The sequence below is a fragment of the Collinsella sp. AF25-2LB genome (assembly GCF_003458415.1).
Lineage (GTDB): Bacteria > Actinomycetota > Coriobacteriia > Coriobacteriales > Coriobacteriaceae > Collinsella.
Window position 1 is genome coordinate 16,225 of record NZ_QRUF01000019.1, and the last position, 22,507, is coordinate 38,731.

Consider the following 22,507-nt stretch of genomic DNA (forward strand, 5'->3'; position numbering starts at 1 on the left):
GCGGCCGTGAACAAGAGCAAGCGCATCGCCATCAGTCTGGCCGCGGGCGTGCTTGCCGCGGCGCTCTGCATGGTCTACAGCTCGTCGATTCGCTCGCAAGCCGAGCAGGCCCAGGCCGAGACGCTGGCCAAGTACGGCGGCGATCGCGTCGAGGTGTGCGTCGCGGCACGCGATATCGATGCGGGCGAGACGCTCGACGAGACCAATGTCATAACCCAGGAATGGCTGGCGAGTCTGTTGCCGCGCGATGCGGCGACCGAGTTGCGCCAGGTGCGCGGCGACGTGACGACCTCACGCATCCCTAAAAATGCCGTGATTTGCGATGCCTACACCAAGGCCGAAAGCCACAAGCTCGAGGTGCCCAAAGGCAAGGTCGCCGTTTCGGTGGCGGTCGATGCCGAGCACTCGGTCGGCGGCGCCACGGGCGTGGGCAGCTATGTGGACGTGTACGTGCAAAAAGATGGCGTGACCGATCGGCTGTGCGGCGCGCGCGTGATCGATACCAGCGAAGTGGCCGGCGCCACGCGCGAAGGCAAGATCGAATGGGTGACGCTGGCGGCCGACCCCGAAGACGTTAAGGAATTGCTGGGGGCCTCGGGCAAGGGGACGGTCAGTTTGACGATTCCCGCCACGGTGCGCGGCAAAAAGAGCGGAGGCGACGAGTGATGAAGGCGATCTGGCTTGCATGCTGCGCGTGTGGTGATTACGGATTGCTGCAGCGGGAAGTCGAGGGTCGCGATGCGGGCGCGCAGGTGCTTCGCGTGGGCGACCTGGATGGGCTGGTGTCCATGGCGCGGGCGTTTCCGTCGCGTCGCGGGGCGGCGATTATCGCGGCAGCCCTGTTCGATGCCGAAGACGTGCGAAAGACTGTTGCACGCCTGACGGCCGAGGGCCGTGTGAGCCGCGTGGTCGTACTGATAGAGACGCTCGATCCTTCGGATATCGAGGGGCTGTTTCGCGCGGGGGCGACCGAGGTTATCGCTGCGCGCAGCATATGCGGCAACGGGCGCGCGGGCGAGGGAACGGTTGATTACGACCGGTGTCTGACGATTGAGCCCGATGCTTTTGTTGATAGGGAACCCGGGGCGCCTCGCGCTACAAGAGGCCCGCGTGTTGATGATTGTGGAAAAGCGGAAGCCGAGCATGGTCGGTGCCCCCGGGATCCCCTTGCATACGATGATGCCGGAGAGCCGGTGCCGTATGGCGAGGAGCTTCTGGCTGTAGATATGGGATACGTGCATGGCGTGAGCCTGGTCGATGAGCTCGACGAGGTTGAGGGGCTTGCTGGGAACGACAATATTCGTGCCGATGCGGCCGTGAAGTCTCCAGACTCGGCCCCGCGGGCCGAGCAACCTGCCATGCCGGCTTGGGCGCAGCATATGAGCGCTGCCGGGGAGACGGGAACGTTGCCGCCCGTGTCGGCGCCGCCTGCCCCCACGCCGCCGGCGGATGCCGCCGCCCCGTCGCATCGAGCCCCGGTTGTCTGCGCCGTCTCGGGTTCGGGCGGTTGCGGCAAGTCGACGATCGTCGCCACCATGGCGCACGCGGCGTCGCTGCTGGGCCTGCGTGCCGCCGTGCTCGACTTGGACCTGATGTTTGGAAACCTCTACGACCTGTTGGGTGCCGATACCCCGCACGACATGGCGACGCTTATCGAGTCATCGGCTGCGGGCGCACTTGCCGAGTCGGACATCGTGGCCGCCTCGATGCGCGTGGCCCCGGGCGTTACGCTTTGGGGTCCGGTCGCCGCGCCCGAACAGGCCGAGCTCATGGCACGTCCGGTGGAGCTGCTGCTAGACGTCTTGCGCCGTGAATCCGACGTGGTTCTTGTCGACACCTCGGTCTTTTGGGGCGACGCCGTGGCGGCCGCAGTGGCGGCAAGCGACCGCTGCCTGGTCGTGGGCGATCCATCGGTGTCGTCTGCGACGTCCGCGGCACGCGTCATCGAGCTGGCGAGCCGTGTGGGCGTGCCACGTACGCGCATGAGCGCCGTGTTCAACCGGTTTGGCGCGCGCGGCGCCGACGAGGATGCCGCCATGCGCTTTGAGATTACCTGTGCGTTAAGCTCCAAGATCCGCATCGCCGACGGCGGGCAGGACTTGGCGGCGCTCATGGCATTCGGCCGTGCTGACGAAGCGGTGGGCCAGACCAGCGCTTTTGCCACCAGCGTGCGCGAAGCCACGCGCGAGATGCTCGTGGAGCTGGGCTGCGCCATCGGTCCCTGGAGTGACATGGTCACCGACCGCGCGACGCGCACCGAGCGCCCGCGCATCCGTCTTCCCTGGTCGCGCGAGGGTGATTCGCGATGAGCTTGCAAACAAGGATTAAGGCGGCCGGCGCGGCCGCGGCGACAGTGCCTGTTGACGCAGGGCGCCACCGTGCCGTCAAGCGCCGCACCAAGCGCGCCGTGATGGACCGCATGGGCTATGACGAGGTGGCGCGTATCAGCGCATACATCGATCCGGCGCGCGCCCGCTCGGAATTGCGTCCTGCGGTGGAGGCGGCGCTCAACGTGGAGGAGCCGGGCGACCTGGCGACGCCCGAGCGCGAGACCATCATCGATGAGATCCTGGACGACGTGGTGGGCCTGGGCCCGCTGCAGCCGCTCATCGAGGACGACACCGTCACCGAGATCATGGTCAACGGCTGCCGATCGGCTTTCTTTGAGCGCGGTGGCGTCTTATATCCCATCGAGCATGCGTTTGAGGATGACGAGCAAATCCGCGTGCTCATCGACCGCATCATCTCGCCGCTGGGCAGGCGCATCGACGAGCGCAGCCCCATTGTCAACGCTCGCCTCAAGACGGGCTATCGCGTCAACGCGGTGATTCCGCCTGTGGCGATCGATGGGCCAATTCTCACCATCCGCAAGTTTTCAGACCGCATCTGTTCGTTGGACGAGCTTGTGGGCCTGGGGTCGCTACCGCTTTGGTATGCACAGCTGCTGTCGTGCGCGGTATCGCTGCGTCAGGATCTGGCGGTTGCAGGTGGCACGGGGTCGGGCAAGACCACGCTGCTCAACGCGCTATCGTGCGAAATATCCACCGGCGAGCGCATCGTGACGATCGAGGACTCCGCCGAGCTCAAGTTTGCGCATCACCCGCATGTGGTTCGCCTGGAGGCACGCGAGGCTTCAATTGAGGGCGAGGGCGCGGTGACAATCCGCGACCTGGTGACCAACGCCCTGCGCATGCGTCCCGACCGCATCGTGGTGGGTGAGGTGCGCGGTGCGGAATGTTGCGACATGCTGCAGGCCATGAACACCGGGCACGATGGGTCGCTCACCACGCTTCATGCGGGCACCGAGCAGGAGACCGTGGTGCGTTTGACGCTGCTTGCGCGCTATGGCATCGACCTGCCGAGCGAGCTTATCGAGGAGCAGATTGCCATGGCGCTCGACGGCATCGTGATGTCCGAGCGCCATGCGGACGGCAGGCGTTTCGTGTCCTCCTATTCGGGGGTGCGACGCGGCGCATCAGGCGGCGTGGAGCTTGAGCGCTACGTGACGTTCGATGCCGCCACGCGCGCCTGGACGCTCGATCGCGAGCCTCCGTTTATCGCAGAGGGCCTGCGCTCGGGAACGCTCACGCAAGAGGAGGTGGACGAGTGGAGATCGTTGTGCCCCTCGTCGTAGGGGGTTTGACGGGGCTTTCTGCCGCGGTGGCGTGCGGGGCGGAGCCTCGTGCGCCGCGCGTGCCGCCGGCGGAGCTGGCCCGTCATACGCTTGAGTCGGTGGCCGAGAAACTGCCGCGCGAGCTGGTAGAAAACGACCTGCTAAAAAAGACTGCCCGCTCCTGGGCGCTGCTGATTCCAGCACATCGCCTTGGCCTTGTCATCGAAGATGATGAGGCGTGCCTGGCATGCTTGCTGCTGTCGAGTGGCGTCTGCGGCATTGTCCTGACTGTCGTATCGCTGTCGCCTATCGGCTTTGTTCTGGGGCTGCTCGCGCCGTTTGGCGTAGGCGCCGCTCGCGACACTTTCGACCGTCGCCGCGAGCAACACGATGTGGAAGAAGCCATGCCCGAGGCCTTTACGGCGCTCTCCATGTCGCTCGCCTCGGGTCATTCACTGGCCCAGGGCATGAGGTTTGTGGGGGCCCACGCGCAAGAGCCGGTGCATACCGAGTTTTTGCGCGTGGCGGCGGCGATCGACTGCGGCGTCTCGGCGACTGATGCGTTGGATGACCTACTCGACCGTATCGATGCCCCCGGCCTTTCGCTTGTCACTTTGGCGCTCAAGGTGTCGCAGCGAACCGGTGCCCCGCTCGCCGACCTGTTATCCGAGGCGTCGAGCATGGTGGGGGAGCGCATTGAGCTCAAGCGCCGCTTGGACGTCAAGACATCGCAGGCTCGTATGTCGGCACACATGGTCTCGGCGATGCCGGCGGGTATGTGCGCGGTGCTGGTGCTGCTTTCGGCCGATTTTCGCCGCGGCCTTGTAACGCCGGCGGGTGCCGGTGCCGTGGTGCTGGGACTTGCTCTCAACGCCGTCGCCCTGGTGGTCATCCGACGCATTATGCGGGTGGAGCTATGAGCGCCCTGGTCGGGGTCGCGGCGTGCCTGTGCGCGTTCAGCGTGTTTATCGTGACGGGTTTGGAGCGTGCGGACGCACACAAGATCGTCCAGGCCTGCAAACGCGAAGCGCTGCTGGTTGTTACGGCTGCTCGATCGGTGACCGATGCCCTGGCAGCACGGTTGAAAGGCATGCTCGGCACGGGTGGTACGGCGCAGGTGTCGCTTGGCGAGGTGTCCGAGATGATCGACGTGGTGCGTCTGGGGCTTTCGGCCGGCCTTTCGTTCGATGCGGCGCTTGAGGTTTTTTGCGCCAATCGCCGATCGACGTTGGCGCTCCGCCTTGAGCGAGCCTGCATGGCATGGCGGGTGGGCGTAGGGACGCGAGAGGATGAGCTTCTGGCAGCCGCGCGCGACCTGGATGTGCGGGCGCTCGAGACCTTTGCCATTACAGCGGGGCAGGCGCTTGCCCTCGGTGCCCCGCTTGCCGAGACGCTGGCGGCTCAAAGTCGCGAGATTCGCGCGGCCCATCGCGCTGCAGTCGAGCGCGAGATTGAGCGCGCGCCGGTCAAGCTGCTGATTCCCACCGGCACGCTCATCTTGCCGGCGTTGCTTCTGTCCATATTGGGCCCGCTGCTGGGAGCAGGCGGGATGATGTAGGGAGGAATACATGAATACGATGACTGACGTTGCTGGCAAGGTCTGGAGCTGGGCGTTTTGCCAGTCAATTCACGCTCGCCAGCGTGCCGAGGAACTGCTGCGGGAGGAGAGCGCGCAGGGCACCACCGAGTACGCCATCCTGGTCGGTGTGCTCGTGGTGATCGCTATCATTGCCATCGTCGCATTTAAGGGCAAGGTCCAAGATCTATGGAGCGCTATCAGCGAGGGCATCAACAGCCTGTAGAGGGCGCCCGTCCCGTCGGCGCGTTGCTGGTGCTCGCCTGTGCGGTCGTGGCGGTGGCAGTGGCGGTTTGGGGGCTTAACGCAGCACGGCAACAACGTTTAGGGGTTGCCGCGGATGCGGGCTCGGGTTCGGCTGCGGCGTCTCAAATAGACGATGCGCGAGACGCGGACGATGCGAATGCCGCCGTCACGGCGCAAACGTTCTTGCAAGCACTCGACGAGCGAGCGGACGCTGCAACGGGTTCATCTGCAAACAATGCCGTCGCTGTTCGTCTCGCATGGTCCGAGTGCCGACCGATGACCGAAGCGGCGGCGGATATGCTGCGTGCCTATCGCGAGGTGCCCACGGCGCAACTTGCTCTGAGCGGCTATCTCGACATCAAGGGCAACGTGTGGGGCGCCATCGTGCGTGACGGACGCGGCTGGGTCGATATGGTGACGGTTGCCGCGGATGCTGGTGATACTTCGTGTCGTCTGCGCGTGGTCCGCCTGACCCCGCAGACAACGAACTCAAAGGAGGGGTCGTGAAATGCATGATGTCCTGCGTGAGGAATCTGCCCAGGCAACGGTCGAATACGCCATCGTCACGGTGGCACTGCTTTCCATCGTGCTGGCGATCGCAGGGCTTTGGCGTGCCGGTGCCGATGGGCGCTTGGCGGCGCTGGTCGAGCGGACGGCGTCTCACGGCGTCACCTCGACATCGGTTGTCGACGCTGCTGCGGGTGCTAAGGACATCGTGCTCTATTGATGTCACGCGCGAGGACCGGGCGCAGTCTACGGTCGAGGCGGCATTCCTACTGCCGACGTTTCTGACGCTCGTCCTGTTGGCGCTGCAGCCGGTGTGCCTGCTCTATACACGCGCGGTCATGGAGTCTGCCGCCGCCGAGACCGCGCGGCTCATGACCACGACGACGGTGGGGGATGACGAGGATATTAAGGAGTTTGCCCGCCGCCGTCTTGCCGCGGTTCCCGACGTTTCGATTTTCCATGCCGGCGGGCCCCTGTCGTGGGATATCGAGCTTGGTCGGGCCGATGCGGGCGGCGTCTCGTCCGTTTCCGTTACCGGCGAGGTTAAACCGCTGCCCGTGATCGGTGCGTTTGCGCAGGCTATGGGTAGCACGGGCCATAACGGCTATGTCGAGCTTAAGGTCGACGTCTCGTATCGATCGCGTCCCGAGTGGCTGGAGGGAGATTATGATTCATGGATTGCTGCATGGGATTAAGCGCTGCCTGTTGAAGGTGACGAGGGGGCTTGCGGGCCGTTGCCGACCGCGTGCTCGCTGCAAGCGAGGCGGCTTTATGGGTCGAGCCGGGATCGACCTGTTTATCGAAGACGGTGCCTATACCACGCTCTCCTCTGCGGTGGTCATCTTGGTGGTGCTCACGTTGCTGTTTTCGTCGACGGCGGCGATATGGAGCATGTCGCGTGCCGGGGACACCCAGGTGGCTGCCGATAGCGGCGCGCTGGCAGGCGCCAATGTGGTGTCGTCCTACCATACGGCTGCGACGGTGGTGGATGCGAGCATTTTGAGTTTGGGCCTGGCGGGGTTTGCCACGATCGGCACCGGCTTGGTCGCCATCCTTATTCCGGGTGCCGAGCTTGCCGCGGGCGATATGGTCGACTCGGGAGTCGAGATCATTAAAACGCGCAACAAGTTTGCCAAAAGCGCCTCCAAGGGCTTGCAGAAAATCGAGACGGCTCTACCGTATCTGGTTGCCGCGCGAGCTACGCAGGCCGTGTCGGCGCAGGATACCGAGGGTGCGACCTATACCGGTACGGCGCTTGCCGTGCCCAGGACGTCCGAGTCGGATTTCGTTGCGCTCGAGGGGTCCGAGATCTCGACCGATGCGATGAAAGACACATCGAAAGATCTGGAACGCGCGGCAGATGAGCTGCAGAAAGCCTCAGAGGAGACGGCGAAAGCAAAAGAACGCGCCTGGCTTGCGGATTGCGGCGGGTCGGTTCCGGCTTCGGCCGGTAGCTGTTCATGCATGTGGGAGCGCGCAGGCAGTTTGACTGAGCTCTCAGGTGAGCAGAACAAGCATTACGTCTCGAGTATTGACTGGGAACCGCAAATTGCCCTGAATCGTGCGAAGGCGTATTACCGAGAGCGCCTGGCGAATGAGAGACCGCTTGGCGAGAGTCCGGAAAAGCAAGCAGATTCTGCTGCGCGAAAGGCGTTTTTCGCCTATGCGAGCGAAGAAGTTGAGCGGGCAAATATAACTGAAGAGGACGGCAAGGTTTCCGCCTATATCCCCTTCCTTCCGCGAAATCCAGATGAGGCGCGGACGACTGAGCTCTATACCGACGCACGCTGGCCAACAAGTGTTAAGGGCGATGTTGCATATTTGCATTACGGAACAGACTGTCCTAATTACAAAAAGGGAACACCCGGTGGGTTGGCGTCTGTTTCGGCTTTTGACGGTCACGAAACGTGCGACGAATGCCATTTTGGTGTCTCGTCTTTGGGCTATGTTGCGATTGCAACGACTTCTATCGAGAGTGGCTTCGAGTACCACTTCGACGAGTTCAAAAATGCCCTGGAGAAATACGTTGAATGCCGCAACAAAGAGCTCGAGCTCATGCGCCAGACAGAGGACGAGGCAGACCGTGCGGGCAATGCGTTTGACGAGGCCATTAAAGCGCTTTCGGGCGAGCGTCCGCGTATCGCCCCGCCCGGCCGCAATGGCGTGGTTGCCCTTGCGGTTTCGGGTGCCATCTCGAGCCCCGATGAGCTCAACTCTTCGTTTAACACGACAGTCAGGCTTGGCGATCGCGGCGCGATCTCTGCTGCGGTGCTGGCGCCCGATGACGCGACGGCGCAGAACAACGTTCTCTCGCGGTTTTTCTCGACGCTGGAGGAGCGTTCGGGTGGCGTTGTCGGCGTACTCGATGACGTCATGGATGTTTGGGGACGGCTGCTTGTGGGATACGGAGACATCCAAGGCTCGGCCGACGAGCTCATGGACGAGATGATCGATGACCTGGGAGGGAACAGTGGCGCGCTGGGCTCCATTGCGTCGTGGCTCGGCGATACCGTTTCGGCGTCCGTGGCGGCGCTGGGCTTGGAGCCGTGCGACTTGCGCCTACGAAAGCCGGTGCTGACCGACACCGCCAATGTCATCAAGAGCCCGGGGTCTGACATCACAGGTCTTTTTAAAGTGCAGGACAAGCTACGAAGTATTCCGCTGGGCGTGACCGACCCCAAGGCGCTTTGCGAGGCGCTGGAATATCAAGTCGAGCGCACTATCAGCGGTGCGGTGTTCACGCTAGCGGAGATTCCGCTGCCCGGCGGCGGTTCCATCCCACTTACCGTCGATGTTGCCACGCTGGCGGGTGCCCTGGGCGGTGGGTCGTAATGGGCATCCGCAAACGCCTGCGCGAGGAGCGCGCCCAGGCGACGGTCGAGATGGCCGTGGTCACGCCCGTCCTGCTGGTTCTGGCGCTTATCGTGTACAACGTCATGGTCTTTGCCGGTGCGGTCGCACGCTTCGACCGCGTGGTGCCCGATATCGTGCTAGCGCATGCCGTGGCGCCGAGCGGGGAGGGCGATGGCAGCTCCATCGATTCCTCCGCGACCGTTCAGGCTCAGATCCAACATGCCATGGAAGGCTATGACTTGCAGATCGAGGTCTCGAGCGAGCAGGGTGCGACGACATCGGATGGCGGTCTGCTTTCGCTTTCCGGCACGTTTAGGACCTATACCTGCACCATGCGCTACGAGCCGTGGCCGAGCTCGCTCAGCATCGCCGGCGTTTCGCTGGGGGCACCGGCGCAGTTGTCGCACGAGCGCGCAGTGACAGTCGATCCGTGGCGTCCGGGGGTGGTTATGTGACCGCGGCCTCATCCTACATTGCCTACGCGCGGGCGCTCAACAGGCTGGGTTGGACGCCTGCCGAGTTTGTGGTGGCGGAGTCGTTTGCCGTGCGCCTGCGCGGCATGCTGGGACGGTCTCCGATTGCCGCCAACGGGTTGCCGCTCGTCATGGCGTTCCCACGCTGCTCTTCGGTTCACACCTGCTTTATGGCCTATCCCATCGACATTGCCTTTATCGACCGCAACGGCGGCATCCTCGCGTGCTACGAAAACGTCCGTCCCTGGCGCATGTGTTCCTGTCCCGGTGCCTGGGCGGTACTGGAACGCCCTTCAATCCTCGCTACGCCTCCCGCCCTTCAACAAGTGCCGGCGTAGGAATTGGCGACAGCGGACTTTCGTCATACGAAATTGGGTAAGATGGAGGAGAAGATGCATGGATGTTGAGATCCATCCCAACGCCAAAAAACACTTGACGGAAAAGCAGGTGCTTGGTGCCTGGTTCGCGGTTACTGAGTGCATTCGCCGCGAGTCGGAGGATGAGCCGCCGAGATGGCTTGCCATTGGATGGCTTCCAGATGGTCGAAGTGTGGAACTTGTTGCGGTCGAACTAATTCGTGGATGGCTCATTGTTCATGCCCTGTCTCCGGTTCAGAAGAAATTCTGGCAAGAGATCGAGCGAGCTCGGCAGAGGGGTCGATGATGAGCAAGGCGTATACGGCTGCCAATGGTCAGGTTGTAACGGATGAAATGATTGACGCGTGGTGCGAGTCGTACGAGCATGGCGGGTTTCCGGACGGCGAGCATACCGTTGGGGGGATCGTGCACGGGCGGCCTCCGCTCTCAAGCGAAGGGACGGCAACGCTATCGGTCAAGATTCCCCTAGGGATGAAGGAGGCGATTCGTCGTCGGGCGGCGGCTGAAGGGATGACGCCAAGTGAGTTTGCCCGTGCAGCCCTGAGCGAAAAACTTCTTGCGGCGGGTTGATGTCTCTAACGTGCTGTTCTATAGGGTTGGACTTGTGGCTGGCGCCGTGCTCAAAAACTTTTTTCAAATTCTCGGTTGACCGGAGCGCGTCCTTGGTTATACTAATCAAGCCTTGAAACAAGGCACACCTCAAATGGCTGGGTAGCTCAGTTGGTAGAGCAGAGGACTGAAAATCCTCGTGTCAGGGGTTCGATTCCCTTCCCCGCCACCTTGAATTGACTAGGACCTCTGCAAAGGGGTCCTTTTCTTTTATGTGGACCATGCACGGAATCGAACCCCGTGAGGGCGTGGAGCTGAGGAAACGCGCAAGCGTTTTCCAGCGTAGCTCGCAAGGCGCGCAAGCGCCGCAGCGGTCCGTCCGCGCAGCGCGCGGACGCGATTCCCTTCCCCGCCACCTTGAATTGACTAGGACCTCTGCAAAGGGGTCCTTTTCTTTTATGCGGACCCGCGGAAAGCGCATCCCATTATTGAGCGAAAGAATGGGATGCGCTTTCCGGCGCTTACTTCCGACGTGCGTGCACATCTCGGCGCACCAGCTCGTGCCCGCTCGCCCCAGACATTCCTCCCGCTTTTGCGCCACTTTATAGACCGTTCGGTCGCCTGTCCGCACACGCGGGTATACTCAAAACGATACTTATCCTATGTAATACGATGCGGGTTCGACCTGCATGATCCGAAGGGGGCAGTGATGGAGAGGATACTCGGCGTTAATCTCTCTGGCTGGTTTATTCCCGAGCCTTGGGTGACCCCGTCGCTGTACGCGGCGACCGGTGCATCCAACGCGGCCGAGCTACAGGAGGCCATGGGTACCGCCGCCTATAACGAGCGCATGCGCCGCCATTACGAGACGTTTGTGAGCGAGGACGATTTTTGCCGCATGGCGCAGATCGGTCTCAATGCCGTGCGTCTACCGGTGCCCTGGTATGCCTTTGGTTCGCAGGAGTCCGATGCGTCCTACATCTCGGTTGTCGACTACATTGATCGTGCAATTGAGTGGGCTGCCAAGTACGACATCCGCGTGCTGCTCGATCTGGCAACCGTGCCCGGTGGCCAGGGCGATTCCAACGATTCGCCCACCACGCCGGAGGCTGTCGCCGAGTGGCATTCGTCCACCAACGGCCGTCATGTCGCACTCGACGTGCTCGAGCGCTTGGCCGATCGCTATGGCGAGGCCGAGAGCCTGCTGGGCATTGAGCTGCTGGACACGCCGCAGATGAGCGTTCGCAAGAGCCTCTTCACCATGACGGATGGCATTCCGGCCCACTACCTGCGCAATTTCTATCGCGATGCCTACGAGCTCGTTCGTTCGTATATGCCCGAGGATAAGATCGTCGTCTTCTCGTCGTCGGGGCATCCCAGCGAGTGGAAGCATTTTATGCGCGGCGCCAAGTATAAGAACGTCTACATGGACCTTCACCTGTACCATTACCGCGACGAGTATGCGCTCGACATCACGAGCCCCCGCGGGCTGACGACGGCGATTTCGCGTAACAAGCGCGAGCTTAAAGAAGCGATCTCGACTGGGTTCCCCGTGCTGGTGGGCGAATGGTCGGGTGCGGCGATTTTTGCCAACTCGTCGGTTACGCCCGAGGGGCGCAATGCCTACGAGCGCGTGTTTATCGCCAACCAGCTGGCTTCGTTTGCACCGGCTGCCGGTTGGTTCTTCCAAACGTGGAAGACCGAGAAGCGCATTGCGGCATGGGATGCCCGCGCGGCACTCGGTACGCTCGAGCGCGGCATGATTGAATAGGTTGATATGACGCAAAACAGCGCCCATACGGGCAAACTCTATGTGGTCGGCACGCCCATCGGCAACCTGGGCGACCTGTCCCCGCGCGTTGGCGAGGCCTTTGCCGCCGCCGATGCCATTTGCTGCGAAGACACGCGTGTGACGTCAAAGCTGCTGATGCATCTGGGCATTTCCAAACCGCTTGTCCGTTGCGACGAGAATGTGATCGCCAGTCGCGCCGCCGGCCTGGTCGACCGCCTGCTGGCGGGGGAGACCCTCGCCTTTGCCTCGGACGCCGGCATGCCGAGTGTGTCCGACCCCGGCCAGGCGCTGGTCGAGGCAGCGCGTGAGGCCGATGTGACCGTCGAAGTTATCCCCGGGCCCTCTGCTTGCGTCACGGCGCTCGTTTCGTCCGGCATTCCCTGCGAGCATTTTTTCTTCGAGGGCTTTTTGGGCCGAAAGCACGGCGACCGCGTGCGCCGTTTGCAGCGCCTTGCCGTAGTGCCCGGCGCGCTCATCTTCTACGAGTCTCCACACCGCATCGTGGCGACGCTCGAGGCCGTGGCGGAGGTCTTTCCCCAGCGTGAGGTTGCCGTCTGCCGCGAACTCACCAAGCTGCACGAGGAGGTCTTGCGCGGGCCTGCTGCCCAGCTCGCCGAGGAGCTGCGTGCTCGCGGCGAGGTAAAGGGCGAGATTGCGCTGGTCATCGCGCCGCCGAGCGAGGATGAGGAGGCCGGTATCGTGCCGGTTGGCGCCGCGGCAGCGGATCCCGACGAGGCCCTGTGCGAGGATATCCGCTCCGCGCTCGAGGAGGGGGAGCCCGCCTCTGCGGTGGCCAAGCGCCTGTCTCAGAAGTATTCGCGCCGCAAGCGCGATGTCTATGCCATGGTGCTCGATATGCAATAGATGGAGGATATCCAGCCCTTGCGCTAGAATCATCCCCTGTATGCAACGTTTTTCTGGAGGACAAACCCCATGGATCAAAGCAAGCCTTCGTTCTTTATCACGACGCCCATCTACTACGTCAACGCCGATCCGCACCTGGGCACGGCTTATTCCACCATCATCGCCGACGTTCAGGCTCGCTATCGCCGCTCCGCTGGCTACAACGTTAAGTTCCTGACCGGCATGGACGAGCACGGCGAGAAGGTCGCCGAGGCCGCAGCCAAGCATGGCATGACGCCGCAGGAGTGGACCGACAGCCAGGCTCCGCACTTCAAGGAGCTTTGGAGCAAGCTTGAGATTTCCAACGATGACTTCATTCGCACCACCGAGCCGCGCCAGCATCATGCCGTGCAGTACCTGTGGGAGCGCATGAAGGAGTCCGGTTACCTGTATAAGGGCAGCTACGACGGCTGGTATTGCGTGCCTGACGAGACCTACTTCACCGATACGCAGGTCCAGAAGGGCGACGAGGAGTACGGCAGCGTCGGCCAGCACCTGTGCCCCGACTGCCACCGTCCGCTTGAGCGCGTGCAGGAGGAGTCCTACTTCTTTAAGCTTTCCGCCTTCCAGGACAAGCTGCTCAAGCTTTACGACGAGCACCCCGACTTTGTCGAGCCTGCGTTCCGCATGAACGAGGTGCGCAGCTTTGTCGAGGGCGGCCTTAACGACCTTTCCGTGAGCCGCACGAGCTTTGACTGGGGCATTCAGGTCCCGTTTGACGAGGGCCACGTGACCTACGTGTGGTTCGATGCGCTGCTCAACTATATGACGGCCGTCGGCTACGGCGTCGACACCGACGAGGCGCGTGCCGAACTGGCCTATCGTTGGCCCGCGCAGTTCCACATCGTGGGTAAGGACATCATCCGCTTCCACTGCGTCATTTGGCCCGCCATGCTCATGGCCATCGGTGAGGCCCTGCCCGAGCACGTCTTTGCCCACGGCTTCCTGACCGTGCGCAATGCCGAGACCGGCAAGGCCGAGAAGATGTCCAAGAGCCGCGGCAACGCCATCGCTCCGCAGGACGTTATCGACATGCTGGGCGTCGAGGGCTATCGCTATTACTTCATGACCGACGTCGTCCCCGGCACCGACGGTGCCATCAGCTTCGATCGCATGGAGCAGGTCTACAACGCCGACCTGGCCAACAGCTGGGGCAACCTTATCTCGCGTTCGCTCAACATGAGCGGCAAGTACTTTGACGGCTGCGCCCCGGCTAAACCGGCGTCTGCCGACGCGTTCGATAACCCGCTGGCAAAGATCGCCGATGGTCTGGTCGAGCGCTACATGGCCAAGATGGACGTGCTCGATTACGGCGGAGCCAAGGATGAGGTCATGGAGCTCATCCATACCGCCAACCACTACATCGAGGACTCCGAGCCCTGGGCGCTTGCCAAGGACGAGGCCAAGGCTGACGAGCTGGCATTTGTGATTTACAACCTGCTCGAGGCCATCCGCATCGCCGCCCACCTGCTGATGCCGCTCATGCCCCAGACTTCTGTCGAGGCTCTGCGCCGCCTGTCCTGTGAGGGCGAGGCCGCGAGCGACGACCTCAAGGGCATTTGCGCTTGGGGCCTGCTTGCTGGTGGTCAGCCCGTCGAGAAGGGCGATCCGCTGTTCCCGCGTCTGGCGTAGAGACCGCGCGAGCGCCATATCGGCAATTTGCTGTTTAGATGTAAGGGCATGGCCGCAACGGTCCATGCCCTTTCGTTTCAAGACGCCGCCATCATGCTAAGGAGGCAACTATGACAACTTCGCCTTTGGCAAACCCCACGGCCACCAGGGAGCTGCTGGAGGAGTTTGGCCTTGCGACCAAGCATCGCCTGGGCCAGAACTTTCTAATCGACAATCATGTGATCGAGCGTATCTGCGAGCTTGCCGAGCTTGCAGGTGACGAGCGCGTACTCGAGGTGGGTCCGGGTTGCGGTACGTTGACACTTGCGTTGCTGCAGGAAGCGGCGTGCGTTACGTCCATTGAGGCCGATCCTGAGCTCGAACCGGTGCTCGACGCCCACGCCGCCGACTATGCCAACTTCCGCTTTATCATGGGCGACGCGCTTAAGGTGGGCCCGGAGCAGATTGAGCAGGCTGCGGGCGGTGAGCCGACGGTATTTGTCGCGAACTTGCCCTATAACGTGGCGGCGACGATCATTTTGCAATTTTTCCAGACGATGCCGGCGCTCAAGCGCGCCGTCGTCATGGTGCAAAAGGAGGTTGCCGATCGCATTGCCGCAGTGCCGGGCAACAAGACCTATGGCGGCTATACGGCAAAGCTTGGCCTGTATGCGCAGGTAACGGGTCGCTTTGAGGTGCCGCCGCGTTGCTTTATGCCGGCGCCACACGTGGACTCGGCCGTCGTGCGCATCGACCGTGTTGACGGTGTGGTGCCCGAAGGACTCGATCGCGAATTTGTGGCCCGCGTGATTGACGCTGCATTTGCTCAGCGTCGCAAGACCATCCGCAATTCCATGAGCGCCAACGGCTTTGCCAAGGACGTGCTCGATGCCGCCTTTGAGGCTTGCGGTATCGCATCCACCACGCGCGCCGAGACGCTCGGCGTCGCCGACTTTGTGTGCCTGGCTCGGGAGCTTTCCCATGACGCTTAATGCCGAACGCGTGACGTTTACCAAGAAAAAGAAGACGGTTGCTTGTCCCGTACCCTTGGCACCGCTTGCCGACACGCATGCGCATCTGCTTTCGTTCTGGGGCAAGGATGTGCCCGAGACACTCGTGCGTGCCAAGGCGGCAGGCATCGACCTGTTGGTGACGGTCTTCGACCCCATCGCTGACAAGCGCAGCGTGACGGACTATAGCGACTGGCTCGTGCGCGAAATTCTGCCGATGCAGGATATCCCGCAGATCAAGTATCTTGCCGGCGTGCATCCGTATGGCGCGCCGGACTATACCGACGACATTCACGCGCAGGTTGTTGCTGCGCTTGATGACCCTTTGTGCGCCGGTATTGGCGAAATCGGTCTGGACTACCACATGGATTACGACGACGACATCACGCCGGCGCCCCACAGCGTGCAGATTGATTGCATGGCGCGTCAGCTCGAAGTCGCCGTGCGCTGCAATGTGCCGGTGGAGTTGCACCTGCGGCACGAGGACTCGGATGGGGAGCGTACCTCGCACGTGGACGCCTACAACGTGCTTCGTGAGGTGGGCGTGTCCCAGGCCGGTTGTGTGCTGCACTGCTTTGGCGAGGACCGCGCCACGATGGAGCGCTTTGTGGAGCTGGGCTGCTATATCGCCTATGGTGGTGCGGCCACTTTTAAGTGCAACGAAGACGTGCGCGAGGCATTTGCGGCAACCCCACTCGATCGAATTTTGTTCGAGACGGATTGCCCGTATATGGCTCCGGAGCCCATCCGCGGTCTTGAATGCGAGCCCGCAATGATCTCCATTACGGCAAACGCGCTGGTTAACGACCGTGTCGATCGCACTGGTGAGGACGCCGAAACAATCGCGCATGCCGCTTGGGAAAATGCCTGCGAACTTTTTCAAAAATAGTTCTTGCGTTCGCGGTGGCGCTCCGTTATTCTAATTCCTGCACGCGGGCGTGGCGGAATTGGCAGACGCGTACGGTTCAGGTCCGTATGGGGGCAACCCCATGAAGGTTCAAGTCCTTTCGCCCGCACCATTGATTGAAAGAGCTCCCAGCAATGGGAGCTTTTTTGTTATGGGCCCATCGCAGGGACTTGAACCTGTGAAGGAGCGAGTGTCAAGAAAACGCGGAGCGTTTTTAGCGAGCTGGCGAGTCCGCCGGCAGGCGGCCGAAGCCGGTGCGTATCCGCGAAGCGGATACGCGGACGTCCTTTCGCTCGCACCATGGATTGAAAGAGCTCCCAGCAATGGGAGCTTTTTTGTTATGCACGATCTCCTTGGACGGGTATCCTAATGCCAACGTGTGCCTATCAGAGGAGAGACCATGCTGTTTTCCGGTATCATCGCCGCCCTTACCAGCCTTTTGATTCCCATCATCATCCTGTTGCTGCTGCTCCCCAACGCCTGCTATGTCGTTGAACAGCAGCATGCCGTGATCATCGAGCGTTTGGGCAAGTTTAACCGCATCGTCAACGCGGGCTTCCACATGAAGGTGCCCGTGATCGACCGCAAGGCCGCCACGGTGAGTCTGCGCACCATGAAAAACGGTTTTGGCATCGACGTTAAGACCCAGGACAACGTGACCATCGGCCTTGAGGTCTCTGCTCAGTACCACGTGAGCTATGACATGGGCGCCGGCCCGGCAGATTCGGGCATCTACAAGAGCTACTACATGCTGCAGGAACCCGTCGACCAGATGCGTGATTTCATCACCGATGCCCTGCGCTCTTCCATCCCCGTCTATACGCTCGATGAGGTCTTTGCCAAGAAGGATGACATCGCCAAGGATGTCAACGCTACCGTTTCCGAGCAGATGGCCGCCTACGGCTTCACCCTCGTGTCGACGCTCATCACCAAGATCGCGCTGCCGACCGAGGTCGAGAACTCCATGAACGACATCAACGCCGCCCAGCGCAAGCGCGCTGCTGCGCAGGAGCTCGCCGAGGCCGACCGCATCAAGCGCGTCACCGAGGCGACCGCCGAGGCCGAGGCAATGGAAAAGGCGGGCGAGGGCATCGCCAACCAGCGCAAGGCCATCGCGCTGGGTATCAAAGATTCGCTCGAGATCATCCAAGAGACGGGTGTCGGCAATGACGAGGCCAACCAACTGTTCATGTTTACGCAGTGGTCCGAGATGATGACGGAGTTCGCTCGCACGGGTAAAACCTCGACGGTCGTGCTGCCGAGCGACTTTTCGCAGTCGGCCTCGATGTTCGAGCAGATGCTGACCGCCGGCAAAGTTCAAAACGATTCGAAGGAGTAGACGCGCGTGAAATACACCGTCGTTTGCGTCGGTAAGCTCAAGGAGCGCTTTTGGAAGGACGCGTGCGCTGAGTACACCAAGCGCCTAGGTGCCTATGCCAAGGTTGATATCCGCGAGGTGGCCGATATCGACCCGGCTAAGGCGGGCGGCGTGGATGCCGCGCGCGACAAGGAGGGGGCGGCAATTCTTGCTGCATTGCCGTCTCGGGCGCATGTGATCCTGCTGGCCATTGAGGGCAAAGAGCGCTCGAGCGAGGAGTTTTCGGCGCGGCTCGATGATCTTATGCTGCGTGGTAACAGCGACATCGCCTTTGTAATCGGCGGATCGGACGGCGTGAGCGATGACGTGCGCGCCCGCGCCGACGAGATGCTCAGCTTTGGACGCATTACCTTGCCGCATAACTTGGCGCGTGTGGTGCTGCTAGAGCAGATTTACCGTGCCTCCAAGATCAGCCGTGGCGAGCCGTATCACAAATAGGTCGGCAATACGAAACAATGGCGTGGGACAATACCTTTCGTTTTGAGGAATGTGTCTGAAAGGACTATGAGATATGAAGATCGGATTTGTCGGTTTTGGCAATATGGCGAGTGCTATGGCCGATGGCTGGATTGCCGCCGGCGTGGCCGCGAGCGACATGTGCGCCTGCGCGGGTCGCTACGACGCACTGGTTGAGCGCTGCGAGGCGCGCGGCATGGTCGCCTGCCACGATGCCGCCGAGGTTGTCGCCGCATCCGATATCGTGGTTGCTGCGGTCAAACCGTACATGATCGAGAAGGTATTCGCCCCGCTCAAGGATGCTCTTGCCAAAAAGGTCGTTCTGTCGGTTGCCTGGACCTGGGACAGTGCCAAGTGGGAGCAGGTCCTGCCGGGCGTCGCGCATATCTCGACGGTGCCCAACACACCGGTTTCGGTGGGCGAGGGCGTCATCGCTTGCGAGAAGGCTTCCACGCTTAGTGATGAGCAGAGCGCAGTGGTGCTTGATCTGCTTGGCAAACTCGGTGCGGTGGTCGAGCTCGATACGAGTCTGCTGTTTGTGGGCGGCACGGTGGGTGGTTGCGCTCCGGCATTTGTCGCCATGGCAATCGAGGCCCTGGGCGATGCGGCGGTCAAGCACGGTATCCCGCGCGCCGATGCCTATCGCATTGTGAGCCAGATGGTGCTGGGTACGGCAAAGCTGCAGCTTGCAACTGGCCAGCATCCTGCGGCGATGAAGGATGCCGTATGCTCGCCCGGTGGTGCCACCATCAAGGGCGTCGTTGCACTCGAGGACGCCGGCATGCGCAGCGCCCTGGTCAAGGCAATTGACGCAACTCTCCAATAAAACCGACCAAAAAAGACAGGTATATTTTGGCAGGTTTTTCCTGCGGTTTTGTCGCATGTACGAAAAGCGCCCCGCAACTGGCTCAATTCCAGCTGCGGGGCGCTTGCATTTGCCCAGATAAAACCGACCAAAATAAACCTGTCCCTTTTTGGCAGGTTAGTCCCAGAAGCTGTCTTCCTCATCCTCGGACTTGGGCCCGCGGTCGACGTACATCTTATGGGTGCGCTTCTCCATTACAAAGGCAAGAATCGCAAATAACAGGATGCCGCCGGCGAAAAGGATGGCAAAACCGGTGCGGGTGCCAAACAAAAAGGAAAAAACTGCGTCCATTGGGTGCCTTCTTGCGTAGTTGAGTTGGGTCGTAAACGCTCATAAGTATATACTTGCCCATACATGTACAAGGTTGCAACCTAAATGGAATGTATATCGCCGGAGGATCTAATGCTTGATATCAAGTTTGTTCGCGAGAACCCCGATGCCATCGATGTCGCCATGGCTAATCGCCAGACGTCTTGGGATCGCGAGAAGTTCTTTGAGCTCGACGACGAGCGCCGTGCCGTCATCACCGAGGTCGAGGAGCTCCAGGCTACGCGCAATGCCGAGTCCAAGAAGATCGGCGCCCTGATGAAGGAGGGCAAGAAGGACGAGGCCGAGGCCGCCAAGGAGGCCGTGCGCGCCGTCAACGAGAAGATTGACGGTCTGGCCGAGCGTCGTACTGCCCTCGAGCAGGAGCAGTACGACTTCATGGCTCACCTGCCCAACATTCCTTGCGAGGCCACGCCGTACGGCAAGGACGAGGACGAGAACATCGAGCGTCGCCGCTGGGGCACCCCGCGCGAGTTCGACTTCGACTTTAAGCCGCACTGGGATCTGGGCACCGACCTCGACATTCTTGACTTCGAGCGCGGCAACAAGCTCTCCGGCAGCCGTTTCACCGTTCTCGGTGGCGCCGGTGCCCGCCTGGAGCGTGCCCTCATCAACTTCTTCCTCGATACGCACACCAGCCGTGGCTTCAAGGAGTGGTGGCCGCCTATCGTCGTCAAGCGTCAGACCATGTTTGGCACGGGCCAGCTGCCCAAGTTCGAGGACGACGCCTATCACGTCTCGGGCGACAACTTCCTGATCCCCACCGCCGAGGTCGTGCTTACCAACCTGCACGCCGGCGAGGTCCTCGATGCCGACACCCTGCCGCGCCGCTACACCGCCTTCACCCCCTGCTTCCGCGAGGAGGCCGGTTCCGCCGGTCGCGACACCCGCGGCATCATCCGTCAGCACGAGTTCGACAAGGTCGAGATGGTCAAGTTCGCTAAGCCGGAGGAGTCCGACGAGGAGCTCGAGAGCATGACCGCCGAGGCCGAGTACCTGCTGCAGCAGCTGGGCCTTCCGTATCGCGTGATTAGCCTGTGCACCGGCGACTTGGGCTTCTCTGCCCGTCAGACCTACGACGTCGAGGTTTGGCTGCCGAGCTACAACGCCTACAAGGAGATCAGCTCCTGCTCCAACTGCGGTGACTTCCAGGCTCGCCGCGCCAACATCAAGTATCGCGACCCCGAGAACTTCAAGGGTTCGCGCTACCTGCACACCCTCAATGGTTCCGGCCTGCCGGCCGGCCGCACCATGGCCGCCATTCTGGAGAACTACCAGAACGCCGACGGCACCATCACGATTCCCGAGGTTCTGCGTCCTTACATGGGCGGCCTCGAGAAGATCGAGCCGGTCGCGTAACTTGCCTGCATAGGGGATATGCAAGGGCGCTCCTTCGGGGGCGCCCTATTTCGTGCGTAGGTCCATACCATGCCGTGCGGACAGCTCAATAGAAAACACACGAACAACTGTTCTGTATACAGCCATCTACCTGCTATGCTTTTGCTAAATAAGAGCGAGAGAAAGGGGACGCGATGGAGCTGTTTGATGATCGGGTGGTTTTGTTTGAGAGCGACGAAGGCGGGGAGTACCTGCTTGTAACGTGTGAGCCGTCTGGCATGGGTGGCCTGGTGCTTCGGCAGACGAGTGAGGGTCCGTTGACCCAATGGTGCTTTGAGGAGTCGCCGCATGTGGTCGAGACCTTTGTGACGCACGAGGGACTTGTGGCGCTGGAGCACTTCTATGGAGTTGGGACTTCCAACCAGGTCGCGCGCATGCTGAGCATCTCGTTTGCCGATTATGATTGTGCCCAGCGGGTGAGATCGCTCCTGAGGGAACTTGATGCTAAGTTCGACGTGATCGAAAAGCCAATCGATCGTACGGGGAACGGCGGTATATGCGGAGCAGCGTGACAAAACTGCGTTCCACAAAAAAGTTTGAGATTGTGCTTGACTCCAATAAGCTAAAGTGGTTTTATATGTCTTGCGCTGCGGCGTTACCTCAGCTGGATAGAGGGTCTGACTACGAATCAGAACGTCATAGGTTCGAATCCTATACGCCGCACCAATTGAAATTGAAAGCCTCCGGCAACGGGGGCTTTTCTTTTATGGCAACACCGCATGGATTCGAACCTCGGTCGAGGCGCGGGCGTCAAGAAAACGCGGAGCGTTTTAGCCCGCGGGCGAGCGCGCCGGCAGGCGGGCGAAGCCGGTGCGGATCCGCGCAGCGGATGCGCGGAATCCTATACGCCGCACCAATCGAACTTAAAGCCTCCGGCAACGGGGGCTTTTCTTTTACGTCGGCACTGCATGGATTCGAACCTCGGCCGAGGCGCGGGCGTCTTAATCATCACTTCGTAAAAATTTTCCAAATTGTCGCTTGACCCATCGAGGGGTCACGTGCATAATAATCCGTGCGTTGCGGCGTTACCTCAGCTGGATAGAGGGTCTGACTACGAATCAGAACGTCATAGGTTCGAATCCTATACGCCGCACCAACTGAGTTTTAAGCCTCCGGCAACGGGGGCTTTTCCTTTACGGGGGCATTGCGGAGATTCGAACCTCGTTCGAGGCGCGAGCGTCAAGAAAACGCGGAGCGTTTTTAGCGAGCGGGCGAGTCCGCCGGCAGGCGGGCGAAGCCGGTGCGGATCCGCGCAGCGGATGCGCGGAATCCTATACGCCGCACCAATTGAATTTTAAAGCCTCCGGTAACGGAGGCTTTTCTTATATCGCGATGCGTCGAAGATCGCATCAAGTGGTCAAAATGAGTAAAAATCAAATTCAATAACTTTTTTCGAAAAATGCTTGACCTTTATTCAGTCGATGTGCATAATAATCAACAAGTCGCGGCGTTACCTCAGCTGGATAGAGGGTCTGACTACGAATCAGAACGTCATAGGTTCGAATCCTATACGCCGCACCATTTGAGATTAAAGCTCCCGGCAACGGGGGCTTTTCTTTTACGTAAACACCGCATGGATTCGAACCTCGGTCGAGGCGCGGGCGTAAAGAAAACGCGGAGCGTTTTTAGCCCGCGGGCGAGCGCGCCGGCAGGCGGGCGAAGCCGG

At 61.2% G+C, this 22,507-nt stretch carries 25 protein-coding genes and 5 tRNA genes; 29 read left to right on the top strand and 1 reads right to left on the bottom strand.

Annotated elements, in window-relative coordinates:
* Positions 1–6 precede the first annotated feature (6 nt).
* The 24 genes from cpaB to proC all read left to right on the top strand — a co-directional run bounded on the left by cpaB (position 7) and on the right by proC (position 19,077).
* Positions 7–666, top strand: coding sequence for a Flp pilus assembly protein CpaB (gene cpaB / locus DWY51_RS08260; protein WP_233504669.1), 660 nt, complete (start codon positions 7–9; stop codon positions 664–666).
* Positions 666–2,309, top strand: a complete 1,644-nt coding sequence (locus tag DWY51_RS08265; RefSeq protein ID WP_117770504.1) for a P-loop NTPase — start codon at positions 666–668, stop codon at positions 2,307–2,309. Before cpaB ends, DWY51_RS08265 begins: the two co-directional genes overlap by 1 nt.
* The gene (locus DWY51_RS08270; protein WP_117770505.1) at positions 2,306–3,634 is read left to right on the top strand and encodes a CpaF family protein; all 1,329 of its coding nucleotides are present in this window, start codon (positions 2,306–2,308) and stop codon (positions 3,632–3,634) included. Before DWY51_RS08265 ends, DWY51_RS08270 begins: the two co-directional genes overlap by 4 nt.
* Positions 3,607–4,533 (top strand): type II secretion system F family protein, encoded by a 927-nt coding sequence (locus tag DWY51_RS08275; protein WP_117770506.1) that lies wholly within the window; start codon positions 3,607–3,609, stop codon positions 4,531–4,533. The genes DWY51_RS08270 and DWY51_RS08275 overlap by 28 nt, the downstream gene beginning before the upstream one ends.
* Positions 4,530–5,171 (top strand): type II secretion system F family protein, encoded by a 642-nt coding sequence (locus DWY51_RS08280; protein ID WP_117770507.1) that lies wholly within the window; start codon positions 4,530–4,532, stop codon positions 5,169–5,171. Before DWY51_RS08275 ends, DWY51_RS08280 begins: the two co-directional genes overlap by 4 nt.
* Before the next feature lie 10 nt (positions 5,172–5,181).
* Positions 5,182–5,415: a Flp family type IVb pilin gene (locus tag DWY51_RS08285; RefSeq protein ID WP_117770508.1), complete on the top strand. Its 234-nt coding sequence runs from the start codon at positions 5,182–5,184 to the stop codon at positions 5,413–5,415.
* Positions 5,379–5,942, top strand: a complete 564-nt coding sequence (locus DWY51_RS09455; protein ID WP_147332621.1) for a hypothetical protein — start codon at positions 5,379–5,381, stop codon at positions 5,940–5,942. Before DWY51_RS08285 ends, DWY51_RS09455 begins: the two co-directional genes overlap by 37 nt.
* Position 5,943: 1 nt before the next feature.
* Positions 5,944–6,162 (top strand): hypothetical protein, encoded by a 219-nt coding sequence (locus DWY51_RS09460; protein ID WP_147333370.1) that lies wholly within the window; start codon positions 5,944–5,946, stop codon positions 6,160–6,162.
* Positions 6,137–6,637: a TadE/TadG family type IV pilus assembly protein gene (locus DWY51_RS08295; protein ID WP_233504670.1), complete on the top strand. Its 501-nt coding sequence runs from the start codon at positions 6,137–6,139 to the stop codon at positions 6,635–6,637. The genes DWY51_RS09460 and DWY51_RS08295 overlap by 26 nt, the downstream gene beginning before the upstream one ends.
* Positions 6,638–6,713: 76 nt before the next feature.
* Complete coding sequence (locus DWY51_RS08300) at positions 6,714–8,774, top strand: hypothetical protein (protein ID WP_117770511.1); 2,061 nt, start codon at positions 6,714–6,716, stop codon at positions 8,772–8,774.
* Positions 8,774–9,250, top strand: coding sequence for a hypothetical protein (locus tag DWY51_RS08305; protein ID WP_117770512.1), 477 nt, complete (start codon positions 8,774–8,776; stop codon positions 9,248–9,250). The genes DWY51_RS08300 and DWY51_RS08305 overlap by 1 nt, the downstream gene beginning before the upstream one ends.
* Positions 9,247–9,606: a DUF192 domain-containing protein gene (locus DWY51_RS08310; protein ID WP_233504671.1), complete on the top strand. Its 360-nt coding sequence runs from the start codon at positions 9,247–9,249 to the stop codon at positions 9,604–9,606. The genes DWY51_RS08305 and DWY51_RS08310 overlap by 4 nt, the downstream gene beginning before the upstream one ends.
* Before the next feature lie 58 nt (positions 9,607–9,664).
* Entirely contained in the window at positions 9,665–9,931 is a 267-nt protein-coding gene (locus tag DWY51_RS08315; RefSeq protein WP_117770513.1) for a hypothetical protein, read from the top strand.
* A complete protein-coding gene (locus tag DWY51_RS08320) occupies positions 9,931–10,215 on the top strand; it encodes a ribbon-helix-helix domain-containing protein (RefSeq protein ID WP_117770514.1) in 285 nt (94 codons plus the stop codon). Before DWY51_RS08315 ends, DWY51_RS08320 begins: the two co-directional genes overlap by 1 nt.
* A gap of 135 nt (positions 10,216–10,350) precedes the next feature.
* Positions 10,351–10,423 (top strand) — tRNA-Phe (locus DWY51_RS08325).
* 480 nt (positions 10,424–10,903) lie between these two features.
* The gene (locus DWY51_RS08330) at positions 10,904–11,965 is read left to right on the top strand and encodes a glycoside hydrolase family 5 protein (protein ID WP_117770515.1); all 1,062 of its coding nucleotides are present in this window, start codon (positions 10,904–10,906) and stop codon (positions 11,963–11,965) included.
* Between the two features lie 6 nt (positions 11,966–11,971).
* Positions 11,972–12,850 carry a 16S rRNA (cytidine(1402)-2'-O)-methyltransferase gene (rsmI, locus tag DWY51_RS08335; protein ID WP_117770516.1) on the top strand — a complete coding sequence of 293 codons (879 nt, stop codon included), beginning with the start codon at positions 11,972–11,974 and terminating at the stop codon, positions 12,848–12,850.
* A 69-nt stretch (positions 12,851–12,919) separates the two neighbouring features.
* Positions 12,920–14,521 carry a methionine--tRNA ligase gene (gene metG, locus DWY51_RS08340; RefSeq protein ID WP_117770517.1) on the top strand — a complete coding sequence of 534 codons (1,602 nt, stop codon included), beginning with the start codon at positions 12,920–12,922 and terminating at the stop codon, positions 14,519–14,521.
* Between the two features lie 110 nt (positions 14,522–14,631).
* The gene (gene rsmA / locus DWY51_RS08345) at positions 14,632–15,492 is read left to right on the top strand and encodes a 16S rRNA (adenine(1518)-N(6)/adenine(1519)-N(6))-dimethyltransferase RsmA (RefSeq protein WP_117770518.1); all 861 of its coding nucleotides are present in this window, start codon (positions 14,632–14,634) and stop codon (positions 15,490–15,492) included.
* A complete protein-coding gene (locus DWY51_RS08350) occupies positions 15,482–16,399 on the top strand; it encodes a TatD family hydrolase (RefSeq protein WP_117770519.1) in 918 nt (305 codons plus the stop codon). The genes rsmA and DWY51_RS08350 overlap by 11 nt, the downstream gene beginning before the upstream one ends.
* A 43-nt stretch (positions 16,400–16,442) precedes the next feature.
* Positions 16,443–16,529: transfer RNA gene (locus tag DWY51_RS08355), tRNA-Leu, on the top strand.
* A 288-nt stretch (positions 16,530–16,817) separates the two neighbouring features.
* Positions 16,818–17,756, top strand: coding sequence for an SPFH domain-containing protein (locus tag DWY51_RS08360; RefSeq protein ID WP_117770520.1), 939 nt, complete (start codon positions 16,818–16,820; stop codon positions 17,754–17,756).
* 6 nt (positions 17,757–17,762) lie between these two features.
* A complete protein-coding gene (gene rlmH, locus DWY51_RS08365; RefSeq protein WP_117770521.1) occupies positions 17,763–18,233 on the top strand; it encodes a 23S rRNA (pseudouridine(1915)-N(3))-methyltransferase RlmH in 471 nt (156 codons plus the stop codon).
* A gap of 73 nt (positions 18,234–18,306) precedes the next feature.
* The gene (proC, locus tag DWY51_RS08370; RefSeq protein ID WP_055285927.1) at positions 18,307–19,077 is read left to right on the top strand and encodes a pyrroline-5-carboxylate reductase; all 771 of its coding nucleotides are present in this window, start codon (positions 18,307–18,309) and stop codon (positions 19,075–19,077) included.
* Between the two features lie 156 nt (positions 19,078–19,233).
* Here the strand turns inward: proC and DWY51_RS09580 are convergent, their stop codons facing one another.
* Positions 19,234–19,407, bottom strand: a complete 174-nt coding sequence (locus DWY51_RS09580; RefSeq protein WP_006235069.1) for a DUF6724 family protein — start codon at positions 19,405–19,407, stop codon at positions 19,234–19,236.
* 111 nt (positions 19,408–19,518) lie between these two features.
* Here DWY51_RS09580 and serS point away from each other — a divergent pair, with 111 nt between their 5' ends.
* The 5 genes from serS to DWY51_RS08395 all read left to right on the top strand — a co-directional run bounded on the left by serS (position 19,519) and on the right by DWY51_RS08395 (position 22,362).
* Positions 19,519–20,802, top strand: a complete 1,284-nt coding sequence (serS, locus tag DWY51_RS08375; protein ID WP_040359108.1) for a serine--tRNA ligase — start codon at positions 19,519–19,521, stop codon at positions 20,800–20,802.
* A gap of 173 nt (positions 20,803–20,975) precedes the next feature.
* Positions 20,976–21,353, top strand: coding sequence for a hypothetical protein (locus tag DWY51_RS08380; protein ID WP_117770522.1), 378 nt, complete (start codon positions 20,976–20,978; stop codon positions 21,351–21,353).
* 77 nt (positions 21,354–21,430) lie between these two features.
* A tRNA-Arg gene (locus DWY51_RS08385) sits at positions 21,431–21,507 on the top strand.
* Positions 21,508–21,860: 353 nt separating this feature from the next.
* Positions 21,861–21,937, top strand: a tRNA-Arg gene (locus DWY51_RS08390).
* A gap of 348 nt (positions 21,938–22,285) precedes the next feature.
* Positions 22,286–22,362 (top strand) — tRNA-Arg (locus tag DWY51_RS08395).
* Positions 22,363–22,507: the final 145 nt, after the last annotated feature.